12 protein-coding genes are annotated in these 14,477 nt (G+C 62.7%); 5 read left to right on the top strand and 7 right to left on the bottom strand.

What is annotated here, in order from left to right; all coding sequences use genetic code 11:
* The first annotated feature begins 109 nt into the window (after positions 1 to 109).
* Positions 110 to 1,456, top strand: coding sequence for a putative bifunctional diguanylate cyclase/phosphodiesterase (locus ABIE33_RS04360; RefSeq protein WP_429123095.1), 1,347 nt, complete (start codon positions 110 to 112; stop codon positions 1,454 to 1,456).
* Positions 1,457 to 1,477: 21 nt separating this feature from the next.
* Here ABIE33_RS04360 and ABIE33_RS04355 read toward each other — a convergent pair whose 3' ends face one another.
* Entirely contained in the window at positions 1,478 to 2,410 is a 933-nt protein-coding gene (locus ABIE33_RS04355) for a LysR substrate-binding domain-containing protein (RefSeq protein WP_429121844.1), read from the bottom strand.
* 90 nt (positions 2,411 to 2,500) lie between these two features.
* Between ABIE33_RS04355 and ABIE33_RS04350 the strand changes: the two genes are divergently transcribed.
* The gene (locus ABIE33_RS04350; RefSeq protein ID WP_429121841.1) at positions 2,501 to 4,051 is read left to right on the top strand and encodes a trimethylamine methyltransferase family protein; all 1,551 of its coding nucleotides are present in this window, start codon (positions 2,501 to 2,503) and stop codon (positions 4,049 to 4,051) included.
* Positions 4,052 to 4,147: 96 nt separating this feature from the next.
* The gene (locus ABIE33_RS04345) at positions 4,148 to 6,196 is read left to right on the top strand and encodes an NAD(P)-binding protein (RefSeq protein WP_429123092.1); all 2,049 of its coding nucleotides are present in this window, start codon (positions 4,148 to 4,150) and stop codon (positions 6,194 to 6,196) included.
* Between the two features lie 57 nt (positions 6,197 to 6,253).
* On the opposite strand, the gene ABIE33_RS04340 is transcribed toward ABIE33_RS04345, so the two are convergent.
* Entirely contained in the window at positions 6,254 to 6,892 is a 639-nt protein-coding gene (locus ABIE33_RS04340) for a PRC-barrel domain-containing protein (RefSeq protein ID WP_429121838.1), read from the bottom strand.
* 366 nt (positions 6,893 to 7,258) lie between these two features.
* Between ABIE33_RS04340 and ABIE33_RS04335 the strand changes: the two genes are divergently transcribed.
* Complete coding sequence (locus ABIE33_RS04335; RefSeq protein WP_429121835.1) at positions 7,259 to 8,356, top strand: hypothetical protein; 1,098 nt, start codon at positions 7,259 to 7,261, stop codon at positions 8,354 to 8,356.
* Between the two features lie 62 nt (positions 8,357 to 8,418).
* Here ABIE33_RS04335 and ABIE33_RS04330 read toward each other — a convergent pair whose 3' ends face one another.
* The 5 genes from ABIE33_RS04330 to ABIE33_RS04310 all read right to left on the bottom strand — a co-directional run bounded on the left by ABIE33_RS04330 (position 8,419) and on the right by ABIE33_RS04310 (position 13,448).
* Entirely contained in the window at positions 8,419 to 10,143 is a 1,725-nt protein-coding gene (locus ABIE33_RS04330) for an IlvD/Edd family dehydratase (RefSeq protein WP_429121832.1), read from the bottom strand.
* 81 nt (positions 10,144 to 10,224) lie between these two features.
* Positions 10,225 to 11,109 carry an SMP-30/gluconolactonase/LRE family protein gene (locus tag ABIE33_RS04325; RefSeq protein ID WP_429121829.1) on the bottom strand — a complete coding sequence of 295 codons (885 nt, stop codon included), beginning with the start codon at positions 11,107 to 11,109 and terminating at the stop codon, positions 10,225 to 10,227.
* The gene (locus ABIE33_RS04320; RefSeq protein ID WP_429121826.1) at positions 11,109 to 11,744 is read right to left on the bottom strand and encodes a 2-dehydro-3-deoxy-6-phosphogalactonate aldolase; all 636 of its coding nucleotides are present in this window, start codon (positions 11,742 to 11,744) and stop codon (positions 11,109 to 11,111) included. The genes ABIE33_RS04325 and ABIE33_RS04320 overlap by 1 nt, the downstream gene beginning before the upstream one ends.
* Before the next feature lie 16 nt (positions 11,745 to 11,760).
* On the bottom strand, positions 11,761 to 12,678 hold the full coding sequence (locus tag ABIE33_RS04315; protein WP_429121823.1) for a 2-dehydro-3-deoxygalactonokinase: 918 nt from the start codon (positions 12,676 to 12,678) through the stop codon (positions 11,761 to 11,763).
* A complete protein-coding gene (locus tag ABIE33_RS04310; RefSeq protein WP_429121820.1) occupies positions 12,678 to 13,448 on the bottom strand; it encodes an SDR family NAD(P)-dependent oxidoreductase in 771 nt (256 codons plus the stop codon). The genes ABIE33_RS04315 and ABIE33_RS04310 overlap by 1 nt, the downstream gene beginning before the upstream one ends.
* A 167-nt stretch (positions 13,449 to 13,615) precedes the next feature.
* On the opposite strand from ABIE33_RS04310, the gene ABIE33_RS04305 reads away from it, so the two are divergent.
* Positions 13,616 to 14,428 (top strand): IclR family transcriptional regulator, encoded by an 813-nt coding sequence (locus ABIE33_RS04305; RefSeq protein WP_429121816.1) that lies wholly within the window; start codon positions 13,616 to 13,618, stop codon positions 14,426 to 14,428.
* Positions 14,429 to 14,477: the final 49 nt, after the last annotated feature.

The raw sequence follows: 14,477 nt of genomic DNA, 5'->3' as shown, positions 1-14,477 counted from the left end.
ACGTCGGAACCTTGCCGGAAGCGCGCCATCGCTCCGCGGACCGGCTTGCCTTGTCGGCTGCCCGGCGCGGACGGGCTGGCTCTTTTGAAATCCGGGGGCTTGGCCGATGATGTCGGGCGAAACCCCCTATCACCGCATCGGCAGGGACGCTCCGCCTATCGACGGCTCGATCGATCCGTTGACCGGGCTCGGCAATGCGCGCCAGCTGCGCAAGACCGTTTGCGATCTTGCCGAAGAGCGCGCCAGCGATCCCGCGCCCTTTACCATCGGTCTGGCCAATATCGACGGTTTCAAGCCGATCAACGATCTGTTCGGCCCACGCGCCGGCGACGAGATCCTCTGCCAGGTTGCCCATCGGCTGCAAGCCTGCGCGCCTGAAGGCGCGACAATCATTCGCTCCGAGAACGACGAATTCGCCTTCGTCCTGCCGCTCGTCTTCGAGCGCAAGGGGGCCGAGAAGGTCGGGCAGATGTTGAAGGAAGTGCTGTCGGCGCCCTTCGATCTCGGCGATCGCAATGTGCGCCTTTCCGCCTCGTTTGGTTTTGCCGTCTATCCCTTTGCTGGCGAGGTCTTCGAAGATTTGCTGAAAAGCGCCGATACGGCTCTTTATCGTTCCAAGCGTCGCGGCCGCGGTCAGATCACCGTCTATTCCCAGGAAATCGCCCAGGAAATGAAACGGGCGACGCAGCTGGAGCAGGCGCTGCGCAACGCGATCATCGCCAACGAGGTCGACGTGCATTTCCAGCCGATCGTCGATCTGCGCAACGACGCCGTCGTCGGCTTCGAAGCCCTGGCCAGATGGTGCGATGCCGATCTCGGCTACGTTTCGCCAGCTGTCTTCGTGCCTTTGGCAGAAGAGCGCGGCTTCATCGAATCGCTGGCAGAAACGCTGTTGCGGAAGGCCGCGCATGCGGCACTCGCCTGGCCGAAGGAGCTGTTCCTGTCGTTCAACCTGTCGTCGGCACAGTTGATGGACCCGGCCACAAGCGCGCGTCTCCTGACGATCATCAACCAGATTGGCCTGGACCCCCGGCGGCTGGAACTGGAGATTACCGAGACCGCCGTCATGGCGGATGCTGAGACCGCCCAGAAGATCGTGACCGAGCTTCGGGCGGCAGGCGTGCGTGTCTCGCTCGACGATTTCGGCACCGGGCAGTCGAGCCTTGGACGCCTTCGCGACTTCTCCTTCGACAAGGTCAAGATCGACCGGGCCTTCGTGTCGCGGATTTCGGCCGACCGGGCCTCCGAGCATATCATCAAGGCTATCGTGTCGATGTGCGAAGGCCTGGAGCTTGAGGTCGTTGCCGAAGGCATCGAGGACTTTTCCGAGGCGTTGAAGTTGAAGGCGCTCGGCTGCGGCATGGGCCAGGGCTACTTCTACGGCAAGCCGGCCGACGCCGTTGCGACGATGCGCTACCTCTCGGACCGCTATCGCGGTGTCGCAGCCCAACTCTAGACGCTGCCGTAATCGCAGGTTTCAGTCCTTGGCATCCTCAGCTCGATTTCGCGTGCCCTCCGCCAGCAACCAATCCCTGACCCGTCGCGCCTGGTTGTTCAGCTCGCGCGAGCGCGGCCAGACGACATAAAAGGCCATCCCTGTCTTCAGCACGTGACCGCAGACCGGCACCAGCGCGCCGGAGCGAACCTGCGGATCGGTCAGGTGTTCCCAGCCGAGAGCCACCCCTTCGCCTGATAGCACCGCCTGCATCACCAGGACATAGTCGTTGATCGCTAGACGCCGCGCCTGCGGCGGGTAGGCAAGGCCGGCGCTGGCGAACCATTCGGTCCAGTCGCAGGCGCGCCGCACAGGCTCTTCGAGATGAATGAGGTTGTGGTGCAGCAAATCGGCCGGCTTGCTTGGCAGTCCATGCTGTTCGATATAGGCCGGCGTCGCCACCGCATTGACGACCTCCTCGGCCAGAAGCGCCGCATGGTAGCGTGGCCAATGGCTTGGGTCGCCGCCGCGGATGCCAAGCGGGATCGGCTCTTCGTCGAGATCGAGATCGCGCACGCTCGTCTGTATCCTCAGATCGATCTCCGGCAGATCCTCGCGCATGCGGTTGAGGCGCGGCAGCATCCACATCGAGGCAAAAGCGGTCGATGCGGCAAGCGTCACATTGGTCTCGCGCCCCTTGGAGCGGATGTCTTCTGCCGACTTCTGGATCCGTGACAGACCGACCGAGACGTCGGCATGGAATTTCTCGCCCGCCTCCGTCAACTCTACGGCGCGATGCACGCGGTGGAAGAGCGGCACGCCCAGCTGCTCCTCCAGCCCGCGAATGGCGTAGGAGACCGCCGCCTGCGTCATGCCGAGCTCGTTGGCGGCGCGGGTGAAATTCTGATGGCGGCCGGCAGCCTCGAAGACGATGAGACTTGCAGCCGAAGGGAGCAGGCGACGGAGATTTTCCATAACTTAGGCTTATCGCATGGCTCAATTTTTTCCAGCGTTACAACGTGATTTTTCGTCAATACCATGACTGTGAATGATGGGAGGACGGCGATGGAAATGGTGGCTGCGACAGCGGGTGAAGCACCGAGACGGACACGGGGTTCAAGACCGCAGCGCGGCGGTGTCAGCGCCAAGAGCCTTGGCGTCCCCTACATCATCCGCAACATTCCGACCTACGATATCCTGGGCGAGGAAAGCCTGCTCCGGATCGAGAAGATTGCCGACCGCATCCTTGCCGAAGTCGGCATCGAATTTCGCGACGATCCGGCATCTATCGAGCATTGGAAACGCGCCGGTGCCAAGCTGAATGGCGTCCGGGTGACCTTCGAACCCGGCATGCTGAAGGAAATCTTGCGCTCCGCACCACGTCAGTTCACCCAGCATGCCCGCAATCCCACCCACAGCGTCGAAATCGGCGGCAACAACGTCGTTTTCTCGCCGGCCTATGGCTCTCCCTTCGTTACCGATCTCGACAACGGCCGGCGCTACGGCACGATCGAAGACTTCCGCAACCTGATAAAACTGGCGCAGTCGAGCCCCTGGCTGCACCATTCCGGCGGCACGATCTGTGAGCCGGTCGATGTTCCGGTGAACAAGCGCCACCTCGACATGGTCTATAGCCACATCAAATATTCCGACCGGGCTTTTATGGGCTCGATCACCGCGGAAGACCGTGCCGAAGACTCGATCGAGATGGCGCGCATTCTCTTCGGACGCGATTTCGTTGATGCCAACTGTGTCATCCTCGGTAACGTCAACGTCAATTCGCCGCTCGTCTGGGACGGCACCATGACGAAGTCTTTGCGCGCCTATGCGCGGGCAAACCAGGCTGCGGTCATCGTCCCCTTCATCCTTGGCGGCGCCATGGGGCCGGTCACCAATGCCGGAGCGATCGCGCAATCCTATGCCGAAACGTTGGCCGGCTGCGCCTTGACCCAGCTGGAGCGCAAAGGCGCGCCGGTCATCTTCGGCAACTTTCTGTCGTCCATGTCACTGCGCTCCGGTTCGCCGACCTTTGGCACGCCGGAACCGGCGATCGGCAGCATGGTTGTCGGCCAGCTCGCACGCCGGCTCGGTCTGCCGCTGCGCTGTGCCGGCAACTTCTCGAATTCGAAGCTGCCGGATGCCCAGGCCATGCAGGAAGGCGTCATGTCGATGCTGTCGGCGGTGCATTGCGGGGCCAATTTCATCCTGCACTCGGCCGGCTTCGTCGACGGGCTGCTGGCGATGTCCTACGAAAAATTCGTCATGGACACGGATTTCTGCGGCGCGTTGCATTCCTATCTCGCCGGCGTCGTCGTCGACGACAACACGCTGGCCATGGACGCCTTCCTGCAGGTCGGGCCCGGCAGCCATTTCCTCGGCTGCGACCACACCATGCGCAACTATCAGACCGCCTTCTGGGATTCAGGCCTGTCCGACAACGAGCCCTTCGAAAAATGGACGGAAGAGGGCGGAACCGACATGGCGGTGCGGGCCAACCGGAGCTGGAAGAAGACGCTGGCCGAATACGAAGCGCCGCCGCTGGACGTGGCGATCGACGACGCTTTGACGGACTATGTCTCTCGTCGCAAGAATGGCATGGCGGACGCCTGGTACTGAGCCGACGCCGAGCCTTCCTTGAGAATGCGCATAACAAGAATGATGGAGCGTCCCCCGGCCGACCTCGGCGGACAGGCGGCGCTCAAGGGAACAGAAATGACGCTGCCGAAAGACCCGCTGCTCCAGCCTTACCGCCTCAAACACCTGACGCTCAAGAACCGGATCATGTCGACGGCCCATGAGCCCGCCTATTCAGAAGACGGCATGCCGAAGGATCGCTATCGCCTTTATCATCTTGAAAAGGCCAAGGGCGGCATGGCGCTGACCATGACGGCGGGATCCGCCATCGTTTCGGAGGATTCGCCGCCTGCCTTCGGCAATCTCCATGCCTATTGTGACGAGATCGTGCCCTGGCTGAAGAAGATCGCCGATGACTGTCATGAGCATGATACCGCGGTGATGATCCAGCTCACCCATCTCGGCCGCCGCACCGGCTGGAACAAGGGCGACTGGTTGCCGGTTCTCTCCGCCTCGCCGGTACGCGAAGCCGCGCACCGCTCCTTTCCCAAGGAGATCGAGGATTGGGATATCGAGCGCATCGTCGGCGACTATGCGGCAGCCGCCGCCCGCATGCAGGCGGCCGGCCTTGATGGTATCGAGCTTGAGGCCTACGGCCACCTGATCGACGGCTTCTGGTCGCCGGCGACCAACCATCGCGACGATAATTTCGGCGGCTCGCTCGACAACCGCCTGCGCTTCACCGACATGGTGCTCGATGCCATCCGCAAATCCGTCGGCCCCGACTTTATCGTCGGCATGCGCATGGTCGCCGACGAGGATTGGGATAAAGGCCTTTCGAAAGAGGAGGGCATCGAGATCGCCCGCCGTCTGGCAAACTCCGGCAAGGTCGATTTCCTCAACATCATCCGTGGGCACATCGACCATGATGCACCGCTGACCAAGGTGATCCCGATCCAGGGCATGGCGGCCTCGCCGCATCTCGATTTTGCCGGTGAAATCAGGGCGGCAACCAAATTTCCGGTTTTCCATGCGGCCCGCATCGCCGATGTGGCGACTGCACGCCATGCGATCGCCGAGGGCAAGCTCGATATGGTCGGCATGACCCGCGCCCATATCGCCGACCCGCATATCGTCAGGAAGATCGAAGAGGGCAGGGAAGCCGAGATACGTCCCTGCGTCGGCGCGACCTATTGTCTCGATCGCATCTACGAGGGCGGCGGCGCGCTCTGCATTCACAATGCGGCGACCGGGCGCGAGGCGATCGTGCCGCACGTCATCTCCAGAAGCGAAGGGCCGAAGCGAAAGGCGTTGGTCGTCGGTGCCGGTCCGGCCGGCCTTGAGGCGGCGCGTGTGCTTGCCGAGCGCGGCCATTCGGTCGAAATCCTGGAGGCAACTGGGCAAGCGGGCGGGCAGATCCTGCTTGCCCAGCGCAATCCGCGCCGCAGGGAGCTGATCGGCATCGTCGACTGGCGGCTGTCGGAACTGGAGCGGCTTGGCGTGCCTGTTCACTACAACGTCTTTGCCGGCGCAGGCGATATTCTGGAGCGCTCGCCCGATCTTGTCGTCGTCGCCACCGGCGGCATCGCGCAAAACCCGGCGCTGGAGGCAGGCGACGATCTGGTCGTATCAAGCTGGGATATCATTGCCGGTACTATCAAGCCGGAAGGACCGGTGCTGCTCTACGACGACAACGGCGCCCATAGCGGCATGACTGCGGCCGAACTCATCGCACGCGCTGGCGTCGCGCTTGAGATTGTTTCCCCGGAGCGCATGTTCGCACCGGAAGTTGGCGGTATGAACCATGTGCCCTATGCCAGGGCGTTCGCGGATCACAATGTACGTGTGACGATCAACACCCGCCTGCGGTCGGTTCGGCGGGACGGCAATGGGCTGGTGGCGACGCTCGGATCCGACTTCTCCGAAATGGCATCGAGCGAGCGCCGCGTGGCCCAGGTGGTGGTCGAGCACGGCACCGTGCCGATGGACGATCTCTATCGCGAATTGAAGCCGCTTTCTCGCAATCTGGGCGCCATCGACTACAAGGCGCTGCTTCGCGGCGAAAACCCGATCCAGTTGCGCAACCCGGGCGCGGGCTTTGATATGTTCCGCATTGGCGATGCCGTCGCCAGCCGCAACATCCATGCCGGCATCTACGACGCGCTGCGCTACGGCGTGCTTGTGTGAACAAAAAGAGCGGCGGTGAAACCGCCGCTCCGTCTCCTGGTCGTTTCTTAATCCAGCTTACTGCTGGGTACCCTCAGCCGGTGCCGGCTGCATCGGGGTAGCCGGGGCCGTTCCTGTTGACGAGGTCGTCGACGTGTCAACCGGCTGGTTGGCGTTCTGTTCGGCAACCTGCTGCGCCTTGGTCTTGAACTCCGGAGCCGCCTTCAAGGTTTCGGCGGTTTCCGTCGTTGTCAGCTTTAGGGCATCCGTATTGGCCTGCTCGGAGATTTCGATGCGATCGAACGGGACCGCAACATTCTTCTCGCCGAGACCCAGGAAGCCGCCGACACCGATCACCGCGGCTTCAACGCCGCCGTCCTTCTTGATGATCAGGTCGTTAATCTCGCCGACCTTTTCGTCGCCGGCGTTAAAAACGGTCTGGCCGACATAGGTGCTGGTCGCGATCTGGTCGGCGGCCTGCTCGGTCAGGTACGTTCCGTCAGACTGAGCCATGTCGGCTGGTGCGTCGGTGGTTGCCGGTGGTGTCGTCTGCACCTGATCAGCGGGTGCTTCGGCACCCGGAACCGGCTGCGTTTCCATCGTCTGCGGCTCGGCCGGCTTAGGCTGAGTAGCGTCCTGAGCGAAGGTCATCGGCGCGAACGCAACACTCGCGATAAGCGCACCGGCCGCAACGGAAGATACAAGTTTCTTGGTCATGTCAAACTGCCTTTCCTTGACGTTGTCGATCAAGGCGCGGTCCTGATGGTCGACAGGTTTCCACCGCACCGGTGATACCAAAGCAACGCCCGGCGGCAGAAACGGTTCCAGAAAAACTTGAAGTGATCGTGCCGTAACTGCGGCAGTCATGCGCCGGCTTCCGATGGCTGCTGATCAATATCGCCGACGGCGGCGGCTCATCTTTCGCCAGATATCAGACCTTCATCACTCCAGCTCCGTATTTTAGTGATTTATTGATTGCTTCTTTACATTCATACAATCTTGAGTGTTCTTGCCGATACTTGCGGAGGACAGCGAAAGGTATCCTTTGTGGATATTCCGTCCTGTTGATCTGGACGGTTCTCCATGTTTCTGCCGCGGCGATTTCTCTCCGTTTCCCTGCTTTCCGTTTTGGTAATGGTCTGCCTTGTCGGGATCGAGCGCAGCCTGTTCGGCGTACGCTACTTTTCGGAGCGAGTGCCTGAGGTCGAACCCTACAATCTCTGGCATGCATGGGTGGCGCTCAGCCTGTCGCTTGCGGCTATTCAGGGGTTTACGCGTGATGCATCCTGGCTCGGCGCGCCCGTGCTTCGGCTGGCCTCGCGCCGAGAACTGTGGATCTGCATCGCCATGCTGGTCTTCGCCGCCGCCGCCGCCCTGCTTTTCAGCGTCGATGCCGCGACCTTCAGTGCCCTGGCCCGCGAGGATAACGTCTTCGAGTGGCTTTCCGCCCTGTTGATTTTTGCCTCGAGCGTGTTCTTCGCGTCAGCGGCCATCGGTCAATTGCGCGCGGCGCGCGGTGGCGCCGATCGCATCGCATGGCTCGTGGCCGGCGCTGCGGCATCCTTCAGCTGCATCCTCTTCGTCGTCGGCATGGAAGAGATATCCTGGATGCAACGGGTGTTCAGCATTTCCACGCCCGACGCATTGCTTGGTCTCAACAAGCAGCAGGAATTGAACCTGCACAACATCTCGACCGGCTTCTCCGAGCTGCTCTATTACACCGGCAGCTTCGTGTTGCTGACGCTCGCGCCCTTTATCTGGCTTTACCTTCGCAAAGGGTTTGCGCTCGGACGGTTCGAAGCTTTCGCGCCCAGCGTCCTGGTGCTGGCAGCAAGCGCACCGATGGCGGCCTTCAACAGCGACAACTGGAGCATGCTGCCGACCCAGATGATGGTGATGATGACGGTGATCATCCTGCTGGTGATTGCCGATCTCGCACTGCGGGGTGGGTTGTGGCGGGAATTCATCGTGCTGACCGTCGGCGCCATCCTGATCGTGGCGATCCAGGAACTGTTCGTGCTTCAGGCGCACGAACTCGTGCGCATATGGGATCCGACCGAATATAAGGAACTCTTCATTGCGGTGGGTCTCGCCATCCATGGCTACGAGACCTGGTCGCGCCTGCGCACCTTGGCGCCGGCCACAGAGTTGCGGATCGGTCGCAGATCGATGGCTGGATAAAAGAAAACCCCGCCGAAACGACGGGGTTTCCACGCCAGTGCCGCTTGGTGCAACGCCAGTCCTCAATGGCTTTCGCGCAGAACCTCGCTGCCACTTCCGCCGACGAGGAAATCGAGGTCGGCGCCCTTGTCTGCCTGAAGCACCGTATCCTGATAGAGCTTGTAGTAGCCGCGGGTCCATTTCTGCTCCGGCGGCTGCCAGGCGGCCATGCGGGCTGCAAACTCCTCGTCGCTGATCATCAGGTTGAGTTCGCCCTTCAGCGCATCGAGCCGGATGCGGTCGCCGGTTCTGACGATCGCCAGCGGTCCGCCGGCGTTCGATTCCGGGCTGACATGCAGCACCACGGTTCCAAAGGCCGTGCCGGACATGCGGGCGTCCGAAACGCGCACCATGTCGCGCACACCCTTTTCGACCAGCCGGCGCGGGATCGGCATGTTGCCGACTTCCGCCATGCCGGGGTAGCCCTTGGGGCCGCAGCCCTTGAGCACGAGGATCGTATCCTCTGTCACAGGCAGGTCCGGATCGTCGATCTTGGCCTTCAGGTCCTCGATCGTCTCGAAGACATAGGCCGGGCCCTCATGCGCCAGCAAATGTTCGCTGGCGGCCGACGGCTTGATGACCGCACCGTTCGGCGCAAGGTTCCCTTTGAGCACGCGAATGCCGGCGGCTGCCCGTAGCGGATTGTCGAGCGGGCGAATGACGTCGTCGTTGAAAACTTCGGCGTCTTCCCAGTATCGGCTGATCGGCATGCCGAACACCGTCGGCGCATCCGCATGCAACAGGTGCTGGATGCGGTTCATCACGGCCGGCAGACCGCCAGCATAGGCGAGATCCTCGATCAGATACTTGCCGGATGGCATGCAGTTGACGATGCACGGCACCTGACCGCCGACGCGGTCGAAGTCCTCGAGACAGAGATCGACGCCGGCACGGCCGGCGATCGCCAGCATGTGCACGACCGCATTGGTCGATCCGCCGACCGCCGCGTTGGCGATGATGCCGTTTTCAAAATTCTTCTTGGTCAGGATCTTCGACAGGCGCAGATCCTCATGCACCATTTCGACGATGCGCTTGCCGGTCATGTGCGCCAGCGCCATGCGGCGTGCGTCGACAGCGGGAAGGGCGGCATTGGTCGGCAGCGACAGGCCCATCGCCTCGACGATCGACGCCATGGTGGTGGCCGTGCCCATGGTCATGCAGACGCCGGGCGAACGCGACATGCCGCTCTCGGCCGCCATGAACTCCTGAACGCTCATCTCGCCGGCGCGTACGGCTTCTGAAAACTTCCAGACGTCGGTGCCCGAGCCGATGTCCTTGCCCTTCCACTTGCCGTTCAGCATCGGCCCGGAGGAAACGACGATCGTCGGCAAATCAACCGAAGCCGCGCCCATCAGCTGGCCGGGGGTTGTCTTGTCGCAGCCGCCGAGCAGCACCACGCCGTCGATGCCATAGGCGCGGATTGCCTCCTCGACGTCCATCGCCAGCAGGTTGCGAAAGAGCATGGCCGTCGGCCGCATCTGCGTTTCGCCGAGCGAGGAAACCGGAAACTCGACCGGAAAGCCGCCGGCCTCCCAGACACCGCGCTTTACGCCTTCGGCCAGAATGCGCAGGTGGCTGTTGCACGGGGTCAGTTCCGACCAGGTATTGCAGATGCCGATGATCGGACGACCGTCGAAGACGTGGTCCGGAAATCCCTGGTTCTTCATCCAGGAGCGATGGATGAAACCATCCTTGTGGGTGCCGCCGTACCAATGACGGCTGCGCAGTTCTTTCTTCTTGTCGCTCATGCGAGCTTCCTCCTCACCATGCGATTGATCGCGTGGACGAATTGTATGACTTTTTATTGGCGTTTCGCCAAGGGCTTCCGCTCAGAGGCGGAAAGACGGCTCGAACCGGCCCTTGACGCTGACGCCGAGTTCGAAGGTCTTGCCGGCATGCGGATCGGCCGCGCGCGCCGCTTCGCCCAGGTCCTGCCAGGCCGATGTCACCAGCATGCGGTCGGCCTTCGGCCCGATGAAGGCCGTGCAGCTCGGCTGCGTCGTCGGCACTGCATAGCGCGCGACGCGTACGCCGTCAGGCCTGTAGACGTCGACTGTGCCGCTGCCCCAGCGGGCATTCCAGATCAGGCCGTCGGCATCGCAAACCGAGCCGTCGATGCCACCGGCCTCGCCGCTGCTGTCGACGAGCAGGCCGGGCTCGCCCGTCGGAAGTCCGGTCTCCGCATCGATGTCGACGCGCATCAGGTGGTTGACATCGGTGTCGACGAAATAGGCAACGGTTCCCTCAGGCGAAAAGCAGATGCTGTTGGGAATGGTGATCCGATCATAGAGCTTCGTCACCTTTGTGCCGGCGACGTGATAGATCGCGCCCGCTTGCTTTTCGGCGCTGCGGCCCATGGTGCCGATCCACAGCGAACCGGAAGCATGAACGCGGCCGTCGTTCGAGCGATTGCCGGGCTTGTCCTCCAGCGTCGTTACGAGACTGAACGCGCCTGTCTGCGTATCTCTCAGGAAAAGCCCCTGATCGGAAGCGATCAGTTGTCGGGACGGATCGATGACGGCAAGGACGCTACCGAGGAACGGAAGCGCGTGCACGGTCTTGCGGCCGGTTTCGAGATGCAGTTCGTGCAGTTCCTGGCCCTTGATGTTGAACCACCAGGCGGTGCCGCTGCCGGGGTCGTAGGTCGGCCCCTCGCCGAGGATCGAGGTCGATTCGCAAAGGATGCTGCCGGAAAAGGGAATGCTATCGCTCATCATCGTGCTCCGTAGACGGCGTCGTAGGCCTTGACTGTCGCGACGGCGCGCTTGCCGACGTCGGAGGCACTCATGCCGGGCTTGTAGAGGCTTGACCCGAGCCCGAAGCTTCTGATGCCGATCTTGGCATAATCGGCGAAATTCTCCTCTGACACGCCGCCGACGGCCGCCACTTCGACATCGGTCGGCAGCACGGTGCGGATAGCGGCGATGCCGGAAGGGCCGAGCACGCTTGCCGGGAAGAACTTGAGGCCGGTGGCGCCGGCCGCGGCGGCCGCGAGCGCCTCCGTCGGGGTGAAGACGCCGGGCATGGTCACCATGCCCTTTTGCGCCGCCAGCCGGATCACCGACGGCTCGACGTTGGGGCTGACCATCAGCCGTCCGCCGACATCGGCAAGCTGCTCGACCTGTGCCGTCGTCAGCACCGTGCCGGCGCCGATCAGGCAGCCCTCCGGCGCCATCTTCACGGCGGTCTCGATCGATCGGAACGGGTCGGGCGAGTTGAGCGGGATCTCGATCGCGGTGAAGCCCGCCTCGATCAGCGTGCCGACGACGCCTTCGGTTTCCTCGGGCTTGAGACCACGCAGGATGGCGACCAGCGGATATTTCATCGGTGGGAAGGGGATACGGTTCATATCAGCAGTCTTTCGGTCAGAGGGGCCAGATTGCCTGTGCGGCAGTCGAAAGGCCGGCGCGCACGGCCTCGTCAGCATCAACGATCCGCGGGCTAAGATTGAGGCTTGCAAGCGCTGCGCGGTAGAGCGCGCCGAGAGAGCCGGAGGCAACGAGGCAGACGCTATCGACGGTTCCGGCCGCTGCCAGCGCGCCGGCGATCTCAAGCCCGATCAGCGTGCCCGACAGCGTCGCCTTGGCGTCGGTCGCCGTCGTGCCACGCAGCAATTGGCCGGCGCGCACGCCGAACGTCAGATTGGTGGCGAGCGCCGGGTTGGCGCACGCGGCAGCGACGGCGGCGAGGAACGAGGGATTGTCGCCGGAAAAAACCTGCGCATCCGCGACCGAGTGGCTGAGAATGGAATGCTTGGAGATCACGTCGAACAATTCGCCGGTCATGAAGGTCGAGAAACCGGTGACCTTGCCGCCATCAAGCCGCACCCATTTGCTGTGGGTTCCGGGCATGCAGACGAGGTGCCGGCCGTCGCCAAGGCTGCCGGCAACGCCGAGCAACTGGGTCTCTTCGCCGCGCATGACGTCGGGATGTTGCGGGTCGCGCTGGGCCAGACCCGGCAGAATACGGATGTCGCGCCCGACATCGGGCACCGCAACGGCGCCCACGGCAATTGTCGAGAGGGCAGCGGGCGTGTCGAGATAACCGGCCTCCAGCCACCCCTGCTTGGCACCCGCCATGCCGCAGATAATGACGGGTAGGTGTGTTGGTGCGGCAACCGCCGCCAGGTGCGCTTCCAGAACGGCTGAAAAGCCGGTCTTGGCAGCCGTGGTCATGCCTTCGCCGCTGCGCCTTTCGGCAAGCACCGTGCCGTCCTCGGCAATGATCCAGAGCCGGAAGCTCGTGGTTCCCCAGTCGACTGCGGCATAATAGGCTGCGGTCATCAAAGTGCGCCTCCGTCAATGATCATCGTTTGGGCCGTCATGCCCATAGAACAGTTGGATGCCAGGTAAAGGCACGGGCCGACGAGGTCCTCGGCGGTCAGGCTTCGCTTCAGGCATTGTTTCTCCAGCATCGCTGTGATCGCCGTTTCGTCGAGCCAGAGTTTCTTTTGACGCTCGGTAACGATCATGCCGGGCAGGATCGCATTGACGCGGATGTTGTCGGGGCCGAGCTTGCCCGCAAGCGACTTCGTCAATCCGATGATGCCCGCCTTGGCCGTCGCATAGGCCGGTATTTCCCCCATGTTGAGCAGGAAGGCGATCGACGAGAAGTTGACGATCGATCCGCCGCCGGCACGCCGCATGTGCGGCGCCACCGCCTGGCTCATGAAGAACAGGTGCCTGAGATTGACGGCCTGGCTTTCGTCCCAGCTCTCTTCGGTGACGCTTTCGAGCTGCTGCCGGTCGTCGCGGGCGGCATTGTTGACGAGCACGTGGATCGCGCCGAGAGATGCCGCGGCCGTTTCGGCGGCCCGCCTCACCGCGTCGATGTCGCGCAGGTCGGCATGAATGAAGAGCGGCCTGTATCCGGTCTCGACGGACAGCCTGTCGGCGAGCTCTCGGCTCGCGGCCTCGTCGATGTCGACGAAGGCGACGTGGGCGCCTTGGCGAACAAAGCCTTCGACGAGCGTGGCACCGATGCCGGCGCCACCGCCGGTTAAAAGGATACAGCGATCTCTCAGGTCATGAAATTGGGCCGCAGGCAACGGCATCGGTCCGGCACTCCCCATTCGCGCCGTTCCGGGGCGCTCGCAGATTTCATCGTTCCGATATGTGGAACTTGATTTTATTATATGGAATTATCGGGCGATGAAGGTTATCTTGTCAAGATCAGATGGCGAGCCTTGGACCTGCAAGGGGCCGGAATGAAGCGGGCGACATGAGATTAGAACCGACAGTGTTTGCGGATGGCGAGGCGGCGGGTACCGGCACGCTCGGCAAGGCCATGGCCGTCCTCGAAGCGGTGGTCATGGCCGACAGGCCGCAGCGGTTCACCGATATCCTCGCGCGATCGGGGCAGCCGCGCGGCACTCTGCATCGCCTGCTTAGCCATCTCGTCGAGGAAGGGCTGCTCGTGCAGCGGCGCGATCTCAGCTACGAGCCGGGCCTGCGCCTGCTCACGCTTGCCTATCGCTCCTGGTCCGGCAATCGCTTCCGCGACGTTGCCGAACCACATCTTCGCAGCCTGCACGAGTTGACGGGAGAGACCGTGCATCTCGGCATCCTCAGGGAAATCGAGATCGTCTATGTCGACAAGGTCGAAAGCCGGCAGACGGTGCGCATGAGTTCGCAGATCGGCAAAGCCTCGCCCGCCTATTGCACCGGCATCGGCAAGGCGGCGCTGTCGCTTTTGCCGCAACCGGAACTGGAGCGGCTTGTTGCAAAAATGGCGTTCCACGCGTTCACGCCGCATACGCATCGCTCGGCCGAAACGTTGCTGACGGAGATAGCGGACATTCGCCGCGACGGACACGCTTTCGATCGGGAAGAACATGAGATAGAGATCCGTTGCGTGGCTGCGCCGATCCGTGTTTCGGGTAGCGACCTCACGGCTGGAATCTCGGTTACGGGACCGGCCTATCGGGTGAGCATGGAGCAACTGACCGCCTGGTCGGGGGCGGTGCGGACGGCGGCGGCGGCGATCGGGGAGGAGGCCGCGATTCGCCTCGGTCCGGGCCGCGGTGGACCTTGAGTTCACTTTACGGTAAATTAGAAACTTCGACTGGACGTAGTGTTCCAAG

The organism is Ensifer sp. 4252 (genome assembly GCF_050434565.1).
Lineage (GTDB): Bacteria > Pseudomonadota > Alphaproteobacteria > Rhizobiales > Rhizobiaceae > Ensifer.
The sequence above is the reverse complement of the archived record's forward strand: the minus strand, read 5'-3'. Positions and strand labels throughout refer to the sequence as shown.